Origin of the sequence: Methylobacterium sp. W2 (genome assembly GCF_020662345.1) — a bacterium.
In the GTDB taxonomy this organism is placed as follows: Bacteria; Pseudomonadota; Alphaproteobacteria; order Rhizobiales; family Beijerinckiaceae; genus Methylobacterium.
In genome coordinates this window covers 1-18122 of sequence record NZ_VMOA01000071.1, presented here as the reverse complement: position 1 = coordinate 18122, position 18122 = coordinate 1, and the positions used below count along the sequence as shown (strand labels likewise).

The following is an 18122-nucleotide window of genomic DNA, read 5'->3' as shown; positions in this document are numbered from 1 at the left end:
AGCGTCAGGTACGGCGCGACCAGCGCCCATTCATCATCGGAAACGTCGGACGGGTAGGCTTGGCGCGAAGAGGGCATGCCTCCTCATCTGGATTCCAGACCGCTCAGGTCCATAACAGCCTCTAGGGGAAGGGATTGATTGGGATCACGGAATTGGCGTGAGCTCGGCGGAGACGCACTCATGCCGTTCCCCTCCTGACGGCCGCCGGGAGGATATTTCAGCGGTCGCGCTTGTCCACCACGGCGCATCCGGTCATCGGTCCGCGGCTTCCGTTCATCACCGAGCAAGTGACGAGGGCCGTCGCCGCGTCGGCATGACTGTGGCGGGTGACGACTGCCTGCTCGCGGGCGCGCCGCGCGGCCGCTTCAATCAAATTCGCCTCGATGCCGGTGGCGATCCGCCCAGCTCGGCCGAACAAGGCATAATAGGTATCCCCCGGCGTCTCGCCCTTAAATTGTACCCCCACCGCGGAGGGGTCGCCGCAGGCGAGGGTTAGAGTCATCCCATCTGTCGCCGACATCTCGGCGAAATCGACGGTGCGGTTGACGAGAGTGGCTTTTGTCTCGGTCACCACGCTGTCAATGAGGTCGCCGCAGGAATCGGCGCGGGCCGACAGAACTGGGAGAGAGAGCACAGCGGCGGTAAGGGTGATGAAGCGCATGGCCAGTAAACTAGGCGCGCCTCCTGCCCTGTCGAGGTGGACCATCGCACACGCCGCCGCAGCTATTGAATGATCGTTCATTGACACATGAATGAACATTCAATAGGTATTTGGTGGTAGGAGGCCGCGATGGGCGAATTTGGTTGGTATGACGATGTCGACGCACCGCGTGGATGGGATGCCGCGCGCGTTCTGGCTTCGATCCGCTCCGCCTGCGGGCCCTCGACCCTTGTGCCAGGGCTATTGATACTAGTCGGCTGGCTCGCCTTCCTGGGGTGGACCGGTGCGGGCTCCGACGGCTGGCAGGCTCGGGTTTGCGCCGATCATGCCAAGCAATCCTGGTCCTGGCAGGCACGGTCCTGTGGGACGATCCATCTGGAGGGCGCGGACCTCGGTGCGGACGGCAGGCCGGCATCGTGAGCGTCGGCGCCGCCATCGAAGTCAGGTCCGGCCCCTCGGCCCGGCGCCAGGACATCCTTGATGCGGCCGAGACCTGCTTCGTGCGGAACGGCTTCCATCGCACGACGATGCAGGATCTTGCGCGTCAAGCCGGCATGACGGCCGGTAACATCTACCACTATTTCAAGTCGAAGGAGGCCGTGGTCCTGGGGCTCGCCGAGCGTGAGCGCGGGCATGGCATGACCCTCGTCGAGGAGATGGAGCGGGCCGGCGATCGCCGCGGCGCCCTGATGAGCATCCTCAAACGCTACTTCGCCCGGGCAACACGCGACAGCGCGATCCTGCGCGTCGATCTGTGGTCCGAGGCCACCCGCAATCCCGATATCGCCGCCATGATCGATCGGGGCGAGACCGAGGCCCGGCTCTGGTTTGTCGAGACGCTCTCGTCCCTGGCCACTTCGCCGGCCTGCGATGCCGCCACCCTCTACGACGAGACGCTGAACCCGCTGATGAAGGGCATCCTCGTCAACCTGGCCCTGCGGCCGGCCTTCGATCCGGCCCCGGCCGTGGCGCATCTGTGCGCCCTCATCGAGGCGGGGCTGGCGGGACGGCTACCAGCGGTCTCGCTGGAATCGGAGTCCGGCGCCATGCCTGCCTGCCTCGGTCTTCCATCTCGCCCCGTCCTGGAGAGCAGCCGATGAGTGCGGTCCTCACGGTCGTCCGTCCCGCGATCCTCCTGCTCGGCCTCGCCCTGCCGTGGGGGCCGGCCTTCGCCGAGGTGGCGCCAGCCCCTGGCAGGCTGGCGCCGGCGGTGAGCACCGTCGAGGCCCGGCGCCGCGAGATCGTCGAGCAAGTCGTCGTCACCGGAACCCTCGTCCCCCGCGATGAGATCCTGGTCACCCCCGAGATCGAGGGCTATCGGGTCACCGAAGTCCTGGTTGAGGAGGGTATGCGGGTTGAGAGCGGTCAGGTTCTGGCACGGCTCTCGCGCGACCTGATCGACCGCCAGATTGCCCAGCAGAACGCCCTCGTCGACAAGGCCGCCGCCGTCGTGCCGCAGGCCCAGAGCAGCATCGAGCAGGCGGAGGCCGCCGAGATGGAGGCGCGCCTCTCCCACGACCGGGCGAAGCAGCTCATGCAGAGCGGCAATGGCACGGCGGTGATCATGGAGGGGCGCACCTCCACCCTGCGCCAGGCCGAGGGCAAGCTCGCCTTCGCCCGCAACGGCCTCGTCATCGCCAGGGCCGAGCTCGCCCAGGCGAAGGCCTTGCGCGACGAGCTCGACCTGCGCCTCGCCCGCACCGAGATCCGCGCGCCCGAGGCCGGGATCGTCAGCCGCCGCGTCGCCCGCGTGGGCATGGCGGCCTCGTCCACCGCCGAGCCCCTGTTCCGATTGATCGCCCGCGGCGAGATCGAGCTCGAAGGCGAGGTTATCGAGACCAAGCTGCCCCTGCTCCAGGAGGGCACGTCCGCCTCGATGGAGCTCCCCAACGGCGAGCGCGTTCGCGGCAGCGTGCGCGCGGTCTACCCGGAAGTCGACAAGGCGACCCGGCTCGGCAAGGTCCGCGTCCGGCTCGATCCCGATCCGCGCCTGCGCATCGGCACTTTCGCCAGGGGCGCCATCGAGATCGCCCGGACACGCGGGGTGACCGTGCCCCAGGCCTCCGTTCTCTATGGCGGGCCGAAGCGCAGCAGCGTCCTCGTGGTGACGGATGGGGTGGTGGAGGCACGCGAGGTCCGCGCCGGCCTCTCCGACGATGACGACATCGAGATCCGCGCCGGTCTCGCCGAGGGCGAGGCCGTGGTCGCGCGCGCCGGCAGCTTCCTGCGCGACGGCGACCGGGTCCGCGCCGTTCCCGTCGCGCTATCGGCACCGTCCATGTTGAACGCTCCGTCGCCCAAGGAGACTGCGGAGGCGGGCCAGCCGTAGGGCTTGCTCCTGCCTCCCTCCCCTCCCGCACCATCAGAACGGGTTGCCACGATGCGCCTCAACATCTCCGCCTGGGCGATCCGCAAGCCGATCGGCCCGCTGGTTCTGTTCCTCGTCTTGATCGTGCTCGGCCTCGTCAGCTTCCGGGGGCTGCCGGTCACGCGGATGCCCAATATCGACGTGCCCATCGTCTCCGTGGCGATCACCCAGTCGGGGGCGGCACCCTCCGAGCTGCAGACCCAGGTGACGAAGTGGGTCGAGGACTCGATCGCCGGCGTGCGCGGTGTGAAGCACATCACCTCCGCCATCACCGAGGGTTCGTCCGTGACCACGGTCGAGTTCCGCCTTGAGGTGAACACCGACCGCGCCGTCAACGACGTGAAGGACGCGGTCTCCAAGATCCGCATCAACCTGCCCCGCACCATCGACGAGCCGGTAATCAGCCGCGTGGAGATCGCCGGCCTGCCGATCCTGATCTACGGAGTGAAGGCGCCGGCCATGACCCCCGCCGAGCTGTCCTGGCTGGTGGAGGACAAGATCGCCCGCACCCTCCAGGGGGTGAAGGGCGTCGGTGGTGTCGAGCGGGTGGGCGGTGTCGCCCGCGAGATGCGGGTGGTGCTTCAGCCCGACCGGCTCCTGGCGCTGGGCATCACCGCGGCGGAGGTCAACCGTCAGCTGCGCCTCACCTCCGCCGACATGGCGGGCGGGCGCGGCGAGGTCGGTGGCCGCGAGCAGTCGATCCGGACGCTGGCCGCCTCGCGCACAGTGCGCGATCTCAAGGCGACCTCCATCATCCTTGCCGGCGGCCGCAAGGTTCGCCTCGACGATCTGGCCCTGGTGCAGGACGCGATTGAGGAGCCGCGCACCTTCGCCCGCTTCAACGGCGAGCCGGTGGTGGCCTTCGCGGTATCGCGCGGCTCGGGCGCCAGCGACGCAGAGGTGGCGGCGGCCGTCGAGAAGCGGATCGCGGAGTTCCGCCAGACCTATCCCGATCTCGACTTCGAAACGATCGATTCCTCGGTCTCGGCCACGATTGGCAGCTACGATTCGGCCATGCACACGCTGATCGAGGGCGCCGTGCTCGCCGTCATCGTAGTGTTCCTGTTCCTGCGCGACTGGCGCGCCACCCTCATCGCCGCCGTCGCCCTACCGCTCTCGGTCTTCCCGACCTTCTGGGCCATGGACGCGATGGGCTTCACGCTCAACGGCATCAGCCTCCTCGCCATTACCCTCGTCACCGGCATTCTGGTGGACGACGCGATCGTCGAGATCGAGAACATCGTCCGGCACATGCGGATGGGGAAATCCGCCTATCGCGCCGCCCTCGAAGGCGCCGACGAGATCGGGCTCGCCGTCATCGCCATCACCGCGACACTCATCGCGGTGTTCGCCCCGGTCTCGTTCATGGGCGGCATCGCTGGCCGCTACTTCATGCAGTTCGGGCTCACCATCGCCGTCTCGGTGTTCATGTCGCTACTGGTGGCGAGACTGATCACGCCGATGCTCGCCGCCTACTTCTTGCGCGACCACGGCCACCACGACGAGCGTGAGGGATGGGTAATGCGCGCCTATGGCCGGTTGGTGGGCTGGTCCGTGCGCCACCGGGTGATCACGCTGATCGTCGGCCTCGCGCTCTTTGCCGCGTCGCTGGCCTCCACCGGGCTGCTACCCTCGGGCTTCGTGCCGAAGCAGGACAACGCCCGCACCCTGTTCATGGTGGAACTCGCCCCCGGCGCCCGGCTTCCCGACACGATCGCCGTGTCCGACCGCCTCGTCGCCCGCATCCGCTCCCTGCCGGAAGTCACCTCGGTCTTCGTCGATGGCGGACGCCAGGTCGGCGGCAAGAAGGAGACGCGGCTCGCCACCCTTATCGTCAACCTCACCCCGAAGAACAGCCGCGCGAAAAAGCAAGCGGCCGTAGAGACCGAAATTTCCGCCCTTATCGCCGAGGAGCCCGATATCCGCTCCTGGTTCCTGCGGGATTCCGGCCAGCGCGACCTCGCTCTTGTGGTCGGCGGCGCCGATGCCGAGGTGGTGGCCGAGGTAGCCGCCCGCCTTCAGCGCGACATGGCGGCGATCCCCCACCTCGTTTCGGTGATGTCCACCGCTCCCCTTAACCGCACGGAGGTTCGGATCCGCCCCAAGGAGGGCTCGGCTGCCGATCTCGGCGTCTCTACCGACACCATCGCCGAGACGGTACGGGTCGGCACCATTGGCGACATCGGCCTGAATCTCGCCAAATTCAACGCCGCCGACCGCCAGATACCGATCCGGGTGCAGTTGCCCGAGAGCGCAAGGGGCGCAGTCTCGCGCCTGGAGAACCTCAAGGTTCCGGCCAAGAACGGCACCGCCGTGCCGCTTGCCGCCGTGGCCGACATCGAGCTCGACCAGGGCCCCGGCGCCATCGAGCGCTACGACCGCGTGATCCGCGTGGCGGTGGAGGCCAACATGGAGGGTTCCGACGCCCTGGGCTCCCTCATCGCGCAGGCCCTCGAGACGCCGACCGCGAAGTCGCTGCCGCCGGGCGTCACCATCCGCCAAACCGGCGACGCCGAGATCATGGGCGAGGTCTTCTCGGGCTTCCTCCTCGCCATGGGCGCCGGAATCATGATGGTCTACGCCGTGCTGGTGCTGTTGTTTGGCAACTTCCTGCAGCCGCTCACCATCCTGTTCTCCCTGCCCCTCTCCATCGGCGGGGCGATCCTCGGCCTCCTCATCCTCAACATGCCGATTTCGATGCCCGTGGTCATCGGCATCCTGATGCTAATGGGGCTGGTGACGAAGAACGCGATCATGCTCGTGGACTTCGCTGTCGAAGAGATGGCGCGGGGCGTCGACCGTGTCACCGCCATCGTCGATGCAGGGCGCAAGCGGGCGCGTCCTATCGTGATGACCACCATCGCCATGGCCGCCGGCATGGTGCCTTCGGCTTTGGCGCTCGGTGTCGGTGGCGAATTCCGCGCGCCGATGGCGGTGGCGGTGATCTCGGGCCTCATCGTCTCGACCCTGCTGTCCCTGGTCTTCGTGCCGGCGGTGTTCCTGCTGATGGACAGCCTCGGCGCGCTCATCGGGCGCCTGTTCGGTCGCTTCGTCGGCGCCCGCGACGAGGCGGGACCCGGCCCCGCCCCGAGCGCTGCCCACTGACGCGGCGGCGGAGCCGGGATGAGGAACTTTCCCGAACCAACCGTCGGGCGAGGTCTCCGGCCTGCCGATCGCGGGACATTTGGAAGCACATTTCGCACGCCCTCGCCTATAGTCCGGCTTGTCAACACGTCTATCGGCCCGTTGCCGACGCGAGGGCGAAATGAAGAGCCTCAACCTCAAACACAGCCGTTGCCGCAATGCGTGTCTCGCCGATCTCGGCGGCGCTCATCATGGGACGATTCTGACGAATGAGGTTGATGGTCATGGGTTATCACGACGCGCGATTTGAGGCGGTTGGGTCCGGCCCCGCATGGGCTTTCGGCGGCGCCATCGCGCCGAGGCACTTTCGCCGCGCCTATGGCAGGGCGGCGGTGGCGGCCGCCATCGAGAACGGGCTGATGCCCGAGGAGCTGTCCGAAGTGCTGGGCGGACGCCGCGTCGTCGAGGCCTTTCCGGTCGATGGCGGCGAGAGCGTCTCCGACTACGCCCACCGAGCGGTGGCCGAGATGATGGTCGCCTATCTCAGCTACGCCCCGGCCTGACCGGCTGCTGCCCTCCCCGACATTCCATCGATCCATGCCATCGACCCATGAAGGCGGGCCGCTCGCGGCCCTGGAGACGACCATGACCGACGACCTGCTGTCCCGACGCCGCCTGCTGAAGGCGTGCGCAACCGTCGCGGCCGCCCTGCCCCTCGGCCTTACCGCGACGGCGGGGCGTGCCTGGGTTCCCGGCCCTGCCGCGCCCTTCGATCCCGGTCCCCTCTGCGCGCCGGCGGCGGCCACCGAGGCGTGGAGCGGCCCGCTCCGGCCGATCAAGCTCGCCTGGAACGCCAACGCCGTCTGCACGGCCGCCGCCCCTGTCGCCAAGGAGCGCGGAATCTTCGCTGCCCACGGGCTCGACGTGGAGTTCATTAATTTCGGCGGGTCCACGGAGGCCCTGCTGGAGGCCATCGCCACCGGCAAGGCCGATGCCGGGATCGGCATGGCCTTGCGCTGGCTAAAGCCCCTCGAACAGGGCTTCGACGTCAAGATCACCGCCGGCCTCCATGGCGGCTGCCTAAGGCTGCTCGGCGCGAAATCAGCCGGCATCAGCGACATCGCCTCCCTGAAGGGCAAGACCATCGCCATCAGCGACCATGCGAGCCCGGCCAAGAACTTCTTCGCCCTGCTGCTGTCCGATGCCGGCATCGATCCCGACCGGGAGGTGGAGTGGCGGCAATACCCGGCCGATCTCCTCAACCTCGCGGTGGAGAAGGGCGAGGCCCAGGCCCTGGCCGATGCCGACCCGCGCACCTTCATCTGGCTCAAGGACCCGCGCTTCACGGAAGTCGCCACCAACTTGACGGGTATCTTCGCTACGCGCTCCTGCTGCGTCGTGGCCCTGCGCGGCAGCCTCATCCGTAACGACCGGGCGGTGGCCACCGCCCTCACCCGCGCCATCCTTGAGGGCGGCCATCGCGTCGCCACCGATCCGCTGGACGCTGCCGGCATCTTCTCGAATTACGGCGGTAAGGGCTCGGTGGAGGATCTGGCGGCAATGCTGCGCAGCCACACCCACGATCACCGGCCCGTGGGCGTCACCCTTAAGCAGGAGATCGCCCTCTACGGTGACGAACTGAAGCGCGTGAACGTGATCCGCCGTTCCACCGACACGGCGAAATTCGCCGACCGGGTCTATGCCGACGTCCTGAGCTGAGGGGCATCCATGTCGAGTTCATTGACGGGGGCGTTCGGCGGCGGCTTCCGCCGGGCGGCCGATGCGCAGGACACGTCCTCGAACGGCTCCGCATGGCGGACCCGTCTCGCCGCCCTGTGGTGGGTCGGGCTCTTCGCCAGTTCCCTCTGGCTCGTCCTCGCGCGGCTGACCCTCGTTCTGCCGGAGAACGGCGACTTTCCCTATTCCGCCACGTTCGGCCATGGCGCCGGACTGATCGGGGCGGTCCTCCTCTTGGTGAGCCCCCTCCTCCCGGTCCTCGGCCGGGTCGGAGCCCGCCTGCGCCATTGGGGACCGTGGATCGTCGCCCTCGCCTTCGCCTTCATTGCCTGGGAGTTGGTGACGGCCAAACTCGAATGGCTGCCGATGCCGTTCTTCCCGCCGCCCCAGGCGATCCTCGAAGTCTTCGCCGAGGATTGGCCGAAGCTAGGCGGCAGCATCGTCAATTCGCTGATCCTGCTGTCGGGCGGCTACCTGATCGGGGCTGCCGTCGGCTTCGTCCTCGGCGTTGCGGTGGGCTGGTCGCGCGCGGCCGGCTACTGGGTCCATCCGGTCCTGCGCTTCGTCGGGCCGCTGCCGGCCACCGCCTGGCTGCCGCTGGCCTTCTTCGTGTTCCCCTCCTCCTGGTCGGCGAGCACCTTCCTCGTGGCTCTGGCGACGGGTTTCCCCGTGACGGTGCTGACCTGGTCGGGGATCGCGGCGGCCAACAAATCCTATTACGACGTCGCCCGGACGCTCGGCGCTTCGCAGAGCTTCCTCATCCGCAAGGTCGCGATTCCGGCGGCCCTGCCCCATGTCTTCGTCGGCCTGTTCATGGGGCTCGGCGCCTCCTTCGCGGTCCTCGTCGTCGCCGAGATGCTGGGCGTGAAATCCGGCCTCGGCTGGTATCTGCAATGGGCCCAAGGGTGGGCGGCCTATGCCAACATGTATGCCGCCCTCATCGCCATGGCGCTGATGTGCTCGACCCTGATCACCCTGCTGTTCCGCCTGCGCGACCGCGTGTTGTCCTGGCAGAAGGGGCTCGTCCAATGGTAGCGGCCACCCTCGAAGCGCCGGCCGGCGCCGCCGCGATCGACCAGGGCGGGGCCCTCACCGTCAGGAGCGTCTCCCACGCCTTCGACATCGGCGGCACGCGCCTGCCCGTCCTGGACGATATCGACCTCTCCATCGCGCCGGGCTCCTTCGTCGCCCTGCTCGGCCCCTCGGGCTGCGGGAAGTCGACGCTGCTGCGCCTCGCCGCCGGTCTCGAATCGCCGGAATCCGGTACCCTCGCCCTCGACGGGGAGACGATTACCGGGCCCGATCCTGAGCGGCTCCTCGTGTTCCAGGACCCGACGCTCTATCCCTGGCGCACGGTGCGGGGGAATGTCTCCCTGGGCCTGGAGGCGCGCGGCCTGCTCCGGCGACATCGCCACCGGATCGACGAGGCGCTGGACCTCGTCGGGCTCGCCGACTTTGCCGAGGCCTATCCGCATCAGCTCTCCGGCGGCATGGCCCAGCGCACGGCACTCGCCCGGGCTTTGGTCAACGACCCGCGCCTCCTCCTCCTCGACGAGCCGCTGGGCAAGCTCGACGCCCTCACCCGCCTTGCCATGCAGGGTGAACTCGTCCGGCTCTGGCAGGAGAGCCGCTTTACGGCGCTCCTCGTCACCCACGATGTCGAGGAGGCGCTGATCCTCGCCCAACGGGTGATCGTGCTGAGCGACCGCCCGGCCCAGATCAGGACCGAGATCGCGGTGGACGCCCCCTACCCCCGCCGCCGCGACGACCCGAAGCTCCTGAGCCTGCGCACCGAAATCCTCGGCATCCTCGGGGAGAAATGACCGCCATCCGAGGGGGTAAACCACCGCCATCGGAGGGGGTAAACATGCGTCATCCGGCGGATTTACTCCACCGCGGGCAATCCGCATGATTCCCCATCTCCCGCGCTCGTAACCGGCCGGGATTCACGCGGGCGGAGGGTGGCATGGGCGACAGGTCGAGCACGGGTCGGCGGCGGCTCCCTCCCCTCCTATTCTCGTCCCTGCTGATCGGGGCCATCCTCCTGCCGGGCGGTGAGGCCGAGGCGGGGTCCTGCGCTCGCGGCATAAGCCGGATGCAGGCGCGGTTGGACCGCGCCTTGGAGAACCGTGCGGCGGCCGGACCCTTCGCTCCCGAAAGCACCTTCGCCACGCGTAGCCGGCAACCGACCCCCGCCACCATCGCGGCGGCCGAGAGCCGGTACGACGGCTGGCCGGCCGGTGGACGCGCCGTCGCCGCGCTCGCACGGGCACGCCGGGCGGATGCCTCCGGCGATGCCAGCGCCTGTCGGGCCGCGCTTCGCAGAGTGGAGCGGATCATCGCCCGGCCCGGGAACTGACGCGGCTGACCCGGCGGAATGCCCCATCCGCCCGGCCATGGCTGACGCCCCCGTCCACCCCATCATCCCGCGCTCGGTACAGTCTGCGACAAACTGGGGACAGGCCGGGAATCGACGGAGCCGAGTCGCGTTGGCCCACGTTTGCCGACTCCCGATACCAGTGATGGGCAGCGAACTTCCCGATGGCAAAACGCCGGACCAGGACGTCTCCCGACAGTGCTTCCGAGGAGCCGGTCGCTCCCCTCGTCCCCACCGGCGCCCTGGCGGTGGCGCTGCTCGACCTCGTGGCCCTAAACAAGCCTCTGATCCACATGGTGCGCGAGACGCATCGACAGGCAGCCATCGCCGCCATCCTCCGTGCCCTGGCCCCGGATCGCAGCGTCGCGATCTATCCGGAATGGGATTGCCTGCCCTTCGACCGGACCTCGCCGTCGCGCGGCGTCATGGGGCAGCGCACGGGCGTGCTGCGCTGGCTGACGGACGCCGCCGCCCTCCCCGACATCGTCCTGACGACCGCCCCCGCTCTGATCCAGCGTGTCCCGCCGCCCGAGACCTGGGCGGAGGCGCATCTCGAGATCCATGTCGGCGACGCCTTCGATCCGGCCGCGATCACGGCGACGTTGCAGCGCCTCGGCTACATCCTCGACGACCGGGTCGACGAGCCGGGCGAGGTGGCGGTCTGGGGGCGCACGGTGGACGTGTTCCCGGCCGCCGCACCGCGCCCCTGCCGGATCGAGCACGAGGGCGGCCGTGTCACGGCCATCCGGTCCTACGATCCGGTGTCCCAGCGCTCCCTGGCGGAGGCCGAGTGCCTGGTCGTCGATCCGGCCACGGAAATCCTGCTGCCCGAGGGATCGGAGACCAGGCTGCGGCCCTTCACCGGCCAGGAGCATCAGCTTTCGCGCTTCTACCCCGCCCTGACGACGGTGCTCGACTACGTCCCCGATGCGCGCCTCGTGGTGGAGACCGGCGCCGAAGAGCGCGCCGCCGCCTTCTTCGAACAGATCGCCGAGGGGCAGGATACCGGAAGTCGTAGCGGCGGCAGTGGCAACGGCGATGTGGGCGAGCTCTATCTCGATCCCCGGAGCTGGGCCTCGCTTCAGGAGGCGCGCCGCATCGCCTCGGCATCGGCGGAGGAATCCGAGGATCTGGCGATCCCCGCCTTCGTGCGGAAGGCCCGTCCCAACGCCGCCCTGGCCGAGACCCTGCGCCGGCACCTGGAGGCGGGCGAGCGCATCTTGTTGACGGGGCCGGAGGAGCCCCTCGGTCGCCTGATCCGCGTCGCCGAACGGTCGCTGGGGCGCAAGGCCCGGCGCGTGGCGAGCTGGGTGGAGGTGGCCCGTGCCAAGCCGGGCGCGATCCTGGCGCTGGCCGCGCCCATCGAGGCGGGTTTCAAGGTGCCGGGACAGGGTGTCTGCGTCATCGCCGCCGCCGACCTGTTCGGGAGCCGGGCCGCCGTCGAGGAGGGCGAGCCCGTCGCGAGCCTTCCCATCGGCGAGGTGGAACTGCGCGTCGGCGATGTGGCGGTGGATCGCGACAACGGTCTCTGCGTCTTCGAAGGCCTCGAGCGCGTCGTGACCGGCGAGGATGGCGGCGAGGACGCCCTCCGGCTGCGCTTTGCCGGGAATGCGATCCTGATGGTTCCGGTCTCCCAGGCCGACCGGATCTGGCGCTACGGCTCGGAGGCCGAGGCGATCACCCTCGACAAGCTCGAGGGTGGGTCCTGGGGCCGTCGGCGTCTCGAAGCCGAGGCGTGCATGGCAAAAGCCGCCCGCATGATGCTCGCCGCCGCCGAGGCGCGCCGGGCGATCGAGGCGCCGGTCCTGTCGCCCCCGCTGCGGGAGATGGAGCGCTTCGCCGCCGGGTTCGGGTTCAACCTCACCGCCGATCAGGCCAGGGCGGTGAACGGGGTCCTGGGCGACCTCGCCTCGGGGCGGCCGATGGACCGTCTCGTCTGCGGCGATGTCGGCTTCGGCAAGACCGAGGTGGCCCTGCGCGCCGCCGCCGCTGCGATCTTCGCCGGCCGCCAGGTGGCGGTGGTGGCGCCCACCACCGTTCTGGCCCGCCAGCATGTGCAGACCTTCACCCGGCGCTTCGCCCGTTTCGGCATCGAGGTCGCTCATCTCTCCCGCCTCGTCTCGCCGGCCGAAGCGAAGCGCGTGAAGGCGGGGCTCGCCGACGGCAGCATCCGCCTCGTCGTCGGCACCCATTGCCTTACCGCCAAGGGTGTGGCCTTCGCCGATCTCGGCCTCGTGGTCATCGACGAGGAGCAGCGCTTCGGAGCGAAGATGAAGGAGGCGCTGCGGAAGACGGCGGGAGACGGCCACGTGCTGACGCTCACGGCGACGCCGATTCCCCGGACCCTGCAATCCGCCCTGGTCGGCCTGCAATCCCTGAGCGTCATCGCGACACCGCCCGCGGTGCGCCAGCCCATCCGCACGGTGATCGCACCGTTCGAGGCCGACTCCCTGCGGGCCGCGCTCCTGCGCGAGCATCGCCGGGGCGGACAGAGCTTCGTCGTGTGTCCGCGCATCGAGGATATCGGCCCGATGGCGGAGCGCCTGGCCAAGCTCGTCCCCGGCTTGCACACGATGATCGCCCATGGCGAGCTCAAGCCGGCGGAGATGGACGACGTGATGGTGCGCTTCGCCGACGGCGAGGGCGACGTGCTGCTGGCGACCAGCATCATCGAGAGCGGCCTCGACGTGCCCCGCGCCAACACGATGCTGGTCTGGGATGCGGAGCGCTTCGGCCTGTCGCAACTGCACCAGCTGCGCGGCCGGGTCGGGCGCGGCCAGCGCCGGGGCGTCGTCCACCTGCTCCATCAGCCGGAAAAGCCCCTGAGCCCGGCGACGGAGAAGCGCCTGCGCACCCTGGAGGCCCTGGACCGGCTCGGTGCGGGCTTCGCCATCAGCGCCCGCGACCTCGACCTGCGCGGAGCGGGCGACCTCGTGGGCGAGAACCAAGCCGGTCATGTCAAGCTGATCGGGCTCGGCCTCTATCAGCACCTCCTCCACCTCGCCCTGCGGGCCGCCAAGGGGGAAGCCGCCGAGGATTGGACGCCCGAGATCAGGATCGGCCTCTCCGGCGGGGTGCCGGCCGATTACGTGCCAGAGCCGGATGTGCGCCTGAGCCTCTACACCCGGCTCCTGCGCCTCACGACCCCGGACGAGGTCGAGGCCCTTCGCCACGAGGTGACCGACCGGTTCGGTCCGCCGCCGGAGGCGTTCGAAGCCCTCATCACCCTGGCCCGACTCCGGGTCGGCTGCCTCGAACTCGGGATCGCCCGGTTGAGCGGCGGCCCGCAGGGGCTGGCGGCGGATTTCCGTGCCAACGCTCCGCCGATCCTGCTGCCGGTCAACGCGCATATCGAGCGTCGCGACCGCCGGGTGCTGCTGCGCGCCACTTGCGAGGACGCGGCCGAGCGCGGCCGCCTCGCCGCCCGCTTCCTCGAACGCCTGCGGGAGGCCAGCACGCGGCGTCCGGCGGGGTGAGATCGCCGCTCGGGGTCTTCACCGGGCGGCGCCGGCGGAGATGGGGCTACGCTGTCCGCGAGGGGGCGTGGCGACGGTGACGGGGGCGGTGGAGGCCGAGATTCTCGCGCAGGGTGGTGCCCTCGTATTCCGTGCGGAACAGGCCGCGCCGCTGCAATTCCGGGATCACCAGGGTGGCGAAATCGTCGAGACCGCCCGGCAGGGTCGGAGGCATGATGTTGAACCCGTCGGCGCCATGGGCCTCGAAACGCTCCTGGAGGGCATCGGCGATCCGGGCGGGTGTCCCGATCAGGGTCCAGTGCCCCCGCGCTCCGGCGATGCGCAGATAGAGGTCGCGGATAGTCAGGCCTTCGCGCCGGGCGATGGTGACGAGAAGGTCCTGCCGGCTCTTGCCGCCCTCCGTCCCGCTGGCCTCCGGAACGGGCGCGTCGTCGGGATGGCCGGAGAGGTCGAGCCCGGCGAGCTGTTCCAGCAGCGAGCGGCCGACGACGGGGTGGATCAGCTCCTGCAACGCGCCGTACTTGTCCTCGGCTTCACCCTGCGTGCGGCCGACCACCGGGAAGGCGCCCGGCAGGATCTTGAGCGCGTCGGGATCGCGGCCGTGCCGGCCAAGCCGGCCCTTCACGTCGGCATAGAAGGCGGTCGCGTCCTCCAGGGTGGCCTGGGCGGTGAAGACGATTTCGGCGGTGCGGGCCGCCAGGGCCTTGCCGGCCTCCGACGAGCCCGCCTGCACCACCACCGGGTGGCCCTGGGGCGGCCGGGGCACGTTGAGCGGCCCGCGCACGGAGAAATGCTCGCCCTCGTGCCCGAGCACGTGCAGCTTGGCCGGATCAAAGAAGCGGCCTTCCTCGCGGTCGCGGACGAAGGCGTCGTCCTCGAACGTGTCCCAGAGCCCGGCGACCACGTCTACGAACTCCTCGGCGCGGGCGTAGCGGCGCGCATGGGCGAGATGGCTCTCGCGGCTGAAATTGTAGGCCTCGCGCGGGTCCGCCGAGGTCACGAGGTTCCAGCCCGCCCGGCCGCCGCTGAGATGGTCGAGAGAGGCGAACTTGCGCGCCACGTGGAACGGCTCGTTGTAGGTGGTGGAGGCGGTGGCCACGAGGCCGATGCGTTCCGTCACCGCCGAGAGATGCGAGAGCAGGGTCAGCGGCTCGAACTGCCCGACATAGCGGATCGCCGTGCGGCTCAGGGCGTCGATGTCGTCGCCGCGGATGCTGACCCCGTCGGCGAGAAAGATCAGGTCGAACTTGGCCGCCTCGGCCACCCTGGCGAGGCGGCGGTAATGGGCGGGGTCGATCCCCGCATCCGCCTGCGACGAGGGGTGCCGCCATGCCGCGACGTGGTGCCCGCCCGGATAGAGGAAGGCACCGAGGCGCATCGTGTCCCGGCGACGTGACATGACTCTGTCCTTGATCTCTCGTTCCAATGGGCTTGCCAGTGGGCTTGCTTGGCAGGCGGCGCGTCAGGCCGAGCCGACCCGGTATTGGCGCGGTGGGGTGGTGCCGTTCACCGCGAAATCGCCCACCGCCCGGTCGCGGTAGATCCGGGGATTGTGCGAGGCGATGGTGCGGGCGTTGCGCCAGTGTCGGTCGAGGCCGAGACCGCTCTTCACCGCCGAGGCGCCGAGCGCATCGAACAGCGTCGTTGTGGCGTCGAGAACGAGGTTGGTGACCACCGTCACCGCCTGGTTCACCTCGATGTCGGCGATAGAAGCAGCATGGTCCGCCGCTTCTCCATTGCGGTGACTGTCGTAGGTCCGCTGCAGGGCCTCCGCCGCCTTGAGGACGATGGCGCCCGCCGCATAGGCCGCGCCGCGCACGCGTCCCACCACCTGCTGCACCTGGGGATCGTCGCCGGCCCGGCTGCCGTTGCCGTGGCTGTAGACCCGCTTGCGCTCGGCCACGAGCCGCGACACGTCGATGGCGGCCGAACGGCCGATGCCGGCCAAAGTCGCCAGATGGACGAGCTGGAAGAACCCCATCGCGTAGGGGAACCGCTCCGGATCGGGCTTGATCAGCTCCGCCCCGATAAGGACGTCCGTGAAGATCGCCGTGCCGCTCGCGGTGAGCGACTGGCCGAAACCGTCCCAATCGTCGACGATCTCGACGCCCGGCGCCCGCACCGGCACGGCCGCCACCAGGGAGGCGCCCGCCTCGTCCTGGGCCGAGACGTGGATCCAGTCGGCGAAGAGCGAGCCGGTGGTGTAGAATTTCCGGCCGTTGAGCAGCCATTGTCCGCCCTGCGGCCGCAGGACCGTATCGAACTGCCCGACCTTGGCCTCGCCGGTCTCGGACACGCCGCTGCCGATGGTCTGGCCATCGCCGATCCGGCCGGTCCAGCGCGCCCGCCATTCCGGCGAGGACGAGCACAGCATGTCCTCGGTGAAGCCGAAATGCGCGCGCAGGGCGTTGGTGACGTTGGGGTCGGCCTGGGACAGCTCGATGAGCAGGTTGAACAGTTCGGGCAGGCTCGCGCCGTGGCCCCCCTCCTCGCGTGCGAGGCGCAGGGTGGTGAAGCCCGCCTGTCTCAGCCAGCCGATCTCGTCATGGGGGAGCGTGTGCGCGAGATCGCGGGCGATGGCGGTGGCGCGGATGCGCGCAAAGACCGGCCGGAAACCGGCCGCGAGGGCCTCGTAGCCCGCGCTCGGCCCCGCGCCCCATCCCGCTTCCGTCTGAGACATTCCGTCGATCCCGTGCCCGTGATGCCGTGACGCCGAAGGGGCTCGCGCTCGTTAGCCCCCGGCTTCGTGGTCGTCCTGATCGTCAATCCGGGCAGGGCAGACAAGTATAAATTATGGTCTTGTGTGCGATTTGGAGATGTTATGCTCTGATCCATCGCATAGTAGACGATGTGTTCTTAAGATAGACGATCGTCGGAAGATCATTCTCGTTGACCGGATCCGGTCAAAGGCTAGGCTCATACGCATGAATGCCTCCCGCATCGCGTGAACGAGGCCCCTTCTCCCCCATCGCGCGACACCGTCGCCCCGGATTGCCTGGATCTGTCATGAGCGCACGCCGCGAATTGAGGCTGAACGCCTTCGAGATGGGAGCACCGGGCCATACCTGGGCCGGGCTGTGGCGGCACCCGCGCGACGCGGCGGCGCGCTACAATACCCTCGATTACTGGGTGTCGCTGGCCCGCACCGCCGAGCGCGGCCTGTTCGACGGGATCTTCCTCGCCGACGTGGTCGGGGTCTACGACGTCTACGGTGCTTCGCCCTCCACCGCCGTCGCCCGGGCCGCGCAGGCGCCGAACCTCGATCCGTTCCTGCTGGTGCCGGCGATGGCCCATGCCACGACGCATCTCGGCTTCGGGGTGACGGCGAACCTCACCTACGAGCATCCCTATACCTTCACCCGCCGGCTCTCGACCCTCGACCATCTCACCAAGGGGCGGATCGGCTGGAACGTGGTCACCGGCTATCTCGAGAGCGGCGCGCGCGGCATGGGCCTGGCGGAAGCCCGCGAACACGATGCGCGCTACGATGCCGGCGAGGATTTTCTGGAGGCCGCCTACAAGCTCTGGGAGGGAAGCTGGGAGGACGGCGCGGCCCTGCGCGACCGGGCGTCCGGCCTGTTCACGCAGCCGGGCCGGGTCCACCGCGTCAGCCATGACGGGCCGAGCTACCGGGTCGACGGGCAGCATCTCAGCGAGCCGTCGCCGCAGCGGACGCCCGTGCTCTACCAGGCCGGGGCCTCGTCGCGCGGACGTCTCTTCGCCGCCCGCCATGCCGAGAGCATCTTCCTCAACGGCCAGACCAAGGCCATCGCTGCCAAGGCCGTGCGCGCCACGCGGCAGGCGGCCAAGGAGGCGGGCCGCGATCCCTACGACATCCGGATGTTCCTCGGGGCCACCGTGATCGTGGCGCCCACCCGCGCCGAGGCGCTCGATCTGCGCGACGAGTACGCCCAGTATCTCGACGTGGAAGGCCAGCTCGCCCTCGTCTCCGGCTGGACCGGGATCGACCTGTCCGGGCTCGATGCCCATGAGGGGCTCGCCTACGTCAAGACCAATGCCATGCAGTCGTTGCTGGAGAACCTGACGCTGCCCGGCGAACGCCCCTTCACCCGCGCCGACTTCGCCGAGTTCGGCCCGCGCGGGGCACGGGCTCCCTTCATCGTCGGATCGCCCTCGGACGTCGCCGACGCGCTGCTCTCCTGGGCCGACGAGGCCGATATCGACGGCTTCAACCTCACCCGCGCCGTCGCGCCCGAGACGATCGAGGCCTTCGTGGATCTCGTCGTGCCCGCGTTGCAGGACCGGGGTGCGTTCAAGACGCGGTATCGCGAGGGCACGCTCCGCGAAAAGCTGTTTCCGGAGGGCGGCGCCTTCCTGAAGGCGACCCATCCCGGCGCCCGTTTCCGCCGGGACGGCGGCGAGGCCCGCGCCTCCGCCGCCTGACGCCCCCCCTCTCCC

At 69.4% G+C, this 18122-nt stretch carries 14 protein-coding genes; 10 read left to right on the top strand and 4 right to left on the bottom strand.

The window, feature by feature from the left end:
* Window positions 1-217: 217 nt before the first annotated feature.
* Window positions 218-760: a hypothetical protein gene (locus tag FPV16_RS25145; RefSeq protein ID WP_227441248.1), complete on the bottom strand. Its 543-nt coding sequence runs from the start codon at window positions 758-760 to the stop codon at window positions 218-220.
* A 317-nt stretch (window positions 761-1077) separates the two neighbouring features.
* On the opposite strand from FPV16_RS25145, the gene FPV16_RS25140 reads away from it, so the two are divergent.
* Genes FPV16_RS25140 through FPV16_RS25130 form a run of 3 tightly spaced genes read left to right on the top strand, consistent with a single transcriptional unit; the run spans window position 1078 to window position 6134 of the window.
* Window positions 1078-1761, top strand: coding sequence for a TetR/AcrR family transcriptional regulator (locus FPV16_RS25140; RefSeq protein WP_227441247.1), 684 nt, complete (start codon window positions 1078-1080; stop codon window positions 1759-1761).
* On the top strand, window positions 1758-2990 hold the full coding sequence (locus FPV16_RS25135; RefSeq protein WP_227441246.1) for an efflux RND transporter periplasmic adaptor subunit: 1233 nt from the start codon (window positions 1758-1760) through the stop codon (window positions 2988-2990). Before FPV16_RS25140 ends, FPV16_RS25135 begins: the two co-directional genes overlap by 4 nt.
* Before the next feature lie 51 nt (window positions 2991-3041).
* The gene (locus FPV16_RS25130; RefSeq protein ID WP_227441245.1) at window positions 3042-6134 is read left to right on the top strand and encodes an efflux RND transporter permease subunit; all 3093 of its coding nucleotides are present in this window, start codon (window positions 3042-3044) and stop codon (window positions 6132-6134) included.
* 130 nt (window positions 6135-6264) lie between these two features.
* On the opposite strand, the gene FPV16_RS26220 is transcribed toward FPV16_RS25130, so the two are convergent.
* Window positions 6265-6399, bottom strand: coding sequence for a hypothetical protein (locus FPV16_RS26220; RefSeq protein WP_264484027.1), 135 nt, complete (start codon window positions 6397-6399; stop codon window positions 6265-6267).
* Between FPV16_RS26220 and FPV16_RS25125 the strand changes: the two genes are divergently transcribed.
* The 6 genes from FPV16_RS25125 to FPV16_RS25100 all read left to right on the top strand — a co-directional run bounded on the left by FPV16_RS25125 (window position 6398) and on the right by FPV16_RS25100 (window position 13703).
* On the top strand, window positions 6398-6676 hold the full coding sequence (locus FPV16_RS25125) for a hypothetical protein (RefSeq protein ID WP_227441244.1): 279 nt from the start codon (window positions 6398-6400) through the stop codon (window positions 6674-6676). The two genes, FPV16_RS26220 and FPV16_RS25125, sit on opposite strands and share 2 nt — an antisense overlap.
* A gap of 82 nt (window positions 6677-6758) precedes the next feature.
* Window positions 6759-7832 (top strand): ABC transporter substrate-binding protein, encoded by a 1074-nt coding sequence (locus tag FPV16_RS25120; RefSeq protein ID WP_227441243.1) that lies wholly within the window; start codon window positions 6759-6761, stop codon window positions 7830-7832.
* Between the two features lie 9 nt (window positions 7833-7841).
* On the top strand, window positions 7842-8885 hold the full coding sequence (locus tag FPV16_RS25115; RefSeq protein WP_227441242.1) for an ABC transporter permease: 1044 nt from the start codon (window positions 7842-7844) through the stop codon (window positions 8883-8885).
* Entirely contained in the window at window positions 8879-9673 is a 795-nt protein-coding gene (locus FPV16_RS25110) for an ABC transporter ATP-binding protein (protein WP_227441241.1), read from the top strand. Before FPV16_RS25115 ends, FPV16_RS25110 begins: the two co-directional genes overlap by 7 nt.
* Window positions 9674-9816: 143 nt before the next feature.
* Window positions 9817-10209, top strand: a complete 393-nt coding sequence (locus FPV16_RS25105; protein ID WP_227441240.1) for a hypothetical protein — start codon at window positions 9817-9819, stop codon at window positions 10207-10209.
* A 182-nt stretch (window positions 10210-10391) separates the two neighbouring features.
* Window positions 10392-13703, top strand: coding sequence for a DEAD/DEAH box helicase (locus FPV16_RS25100; RefSeq protein ID WP_227441239.1), 3312 nt, complete (start codon window positions 10392-10394; stop codon window positions 13701-13703).
* A 46-nt stretch (window positions 13704-13749) separates the two neighbouring features.
* On the opposite strand, the gene FPV16_RS25095 is transcribed toward FPV16_RS25100, so the two are convergent.
* Both FPV16_RS25095 and FPV16_RS25090 read right to left on the bottom strand, forming a co-directional pair.
* Window positions 13750-15102 carry an LLM class flavin-dependent oxidoreductase gene (locus FPV16_RS25095; protein ID WP_227441238.1) on the bottom strand — a complete coding sequence of 451 codons (1353 nt, stop codon included), beginning with the start codon at window positions 15100-15102 and terminating at the stop codon, window positions 13750-13752.
* A 63-nt stretch (window positions 15103-15165) separates the two neighbouring features.
* Complete coding sequence (locus tag FPV16_RS25090; RefSeq protein ID WP_227441237.1) at window positions 15166-16383, bottom strand: acyl-CoA dehydrogenase family protein; 1218 nt, start codon at window positions 16381-16383, stop codon at window positions 15166-15168.
* Between the two features lie 326 nt (window positions 16384-16709).
* On the opposite strand from FPV16_RS25090, the gene FPV16_RS25085 reads away from it, so the two are divergent.
* A complete protein-coding gene (locus FPV16_RS25085; protein WP_227441236.1) occupies window positions 16710-18107 on the top strand; it encodes an LLM class flavin-dependent oxidoreductase in 1398 nt (465 codons plus the stop codon).
* The last annotated feature ends 15 nt before the right edge of the window (window positions 18108-18122 follow it).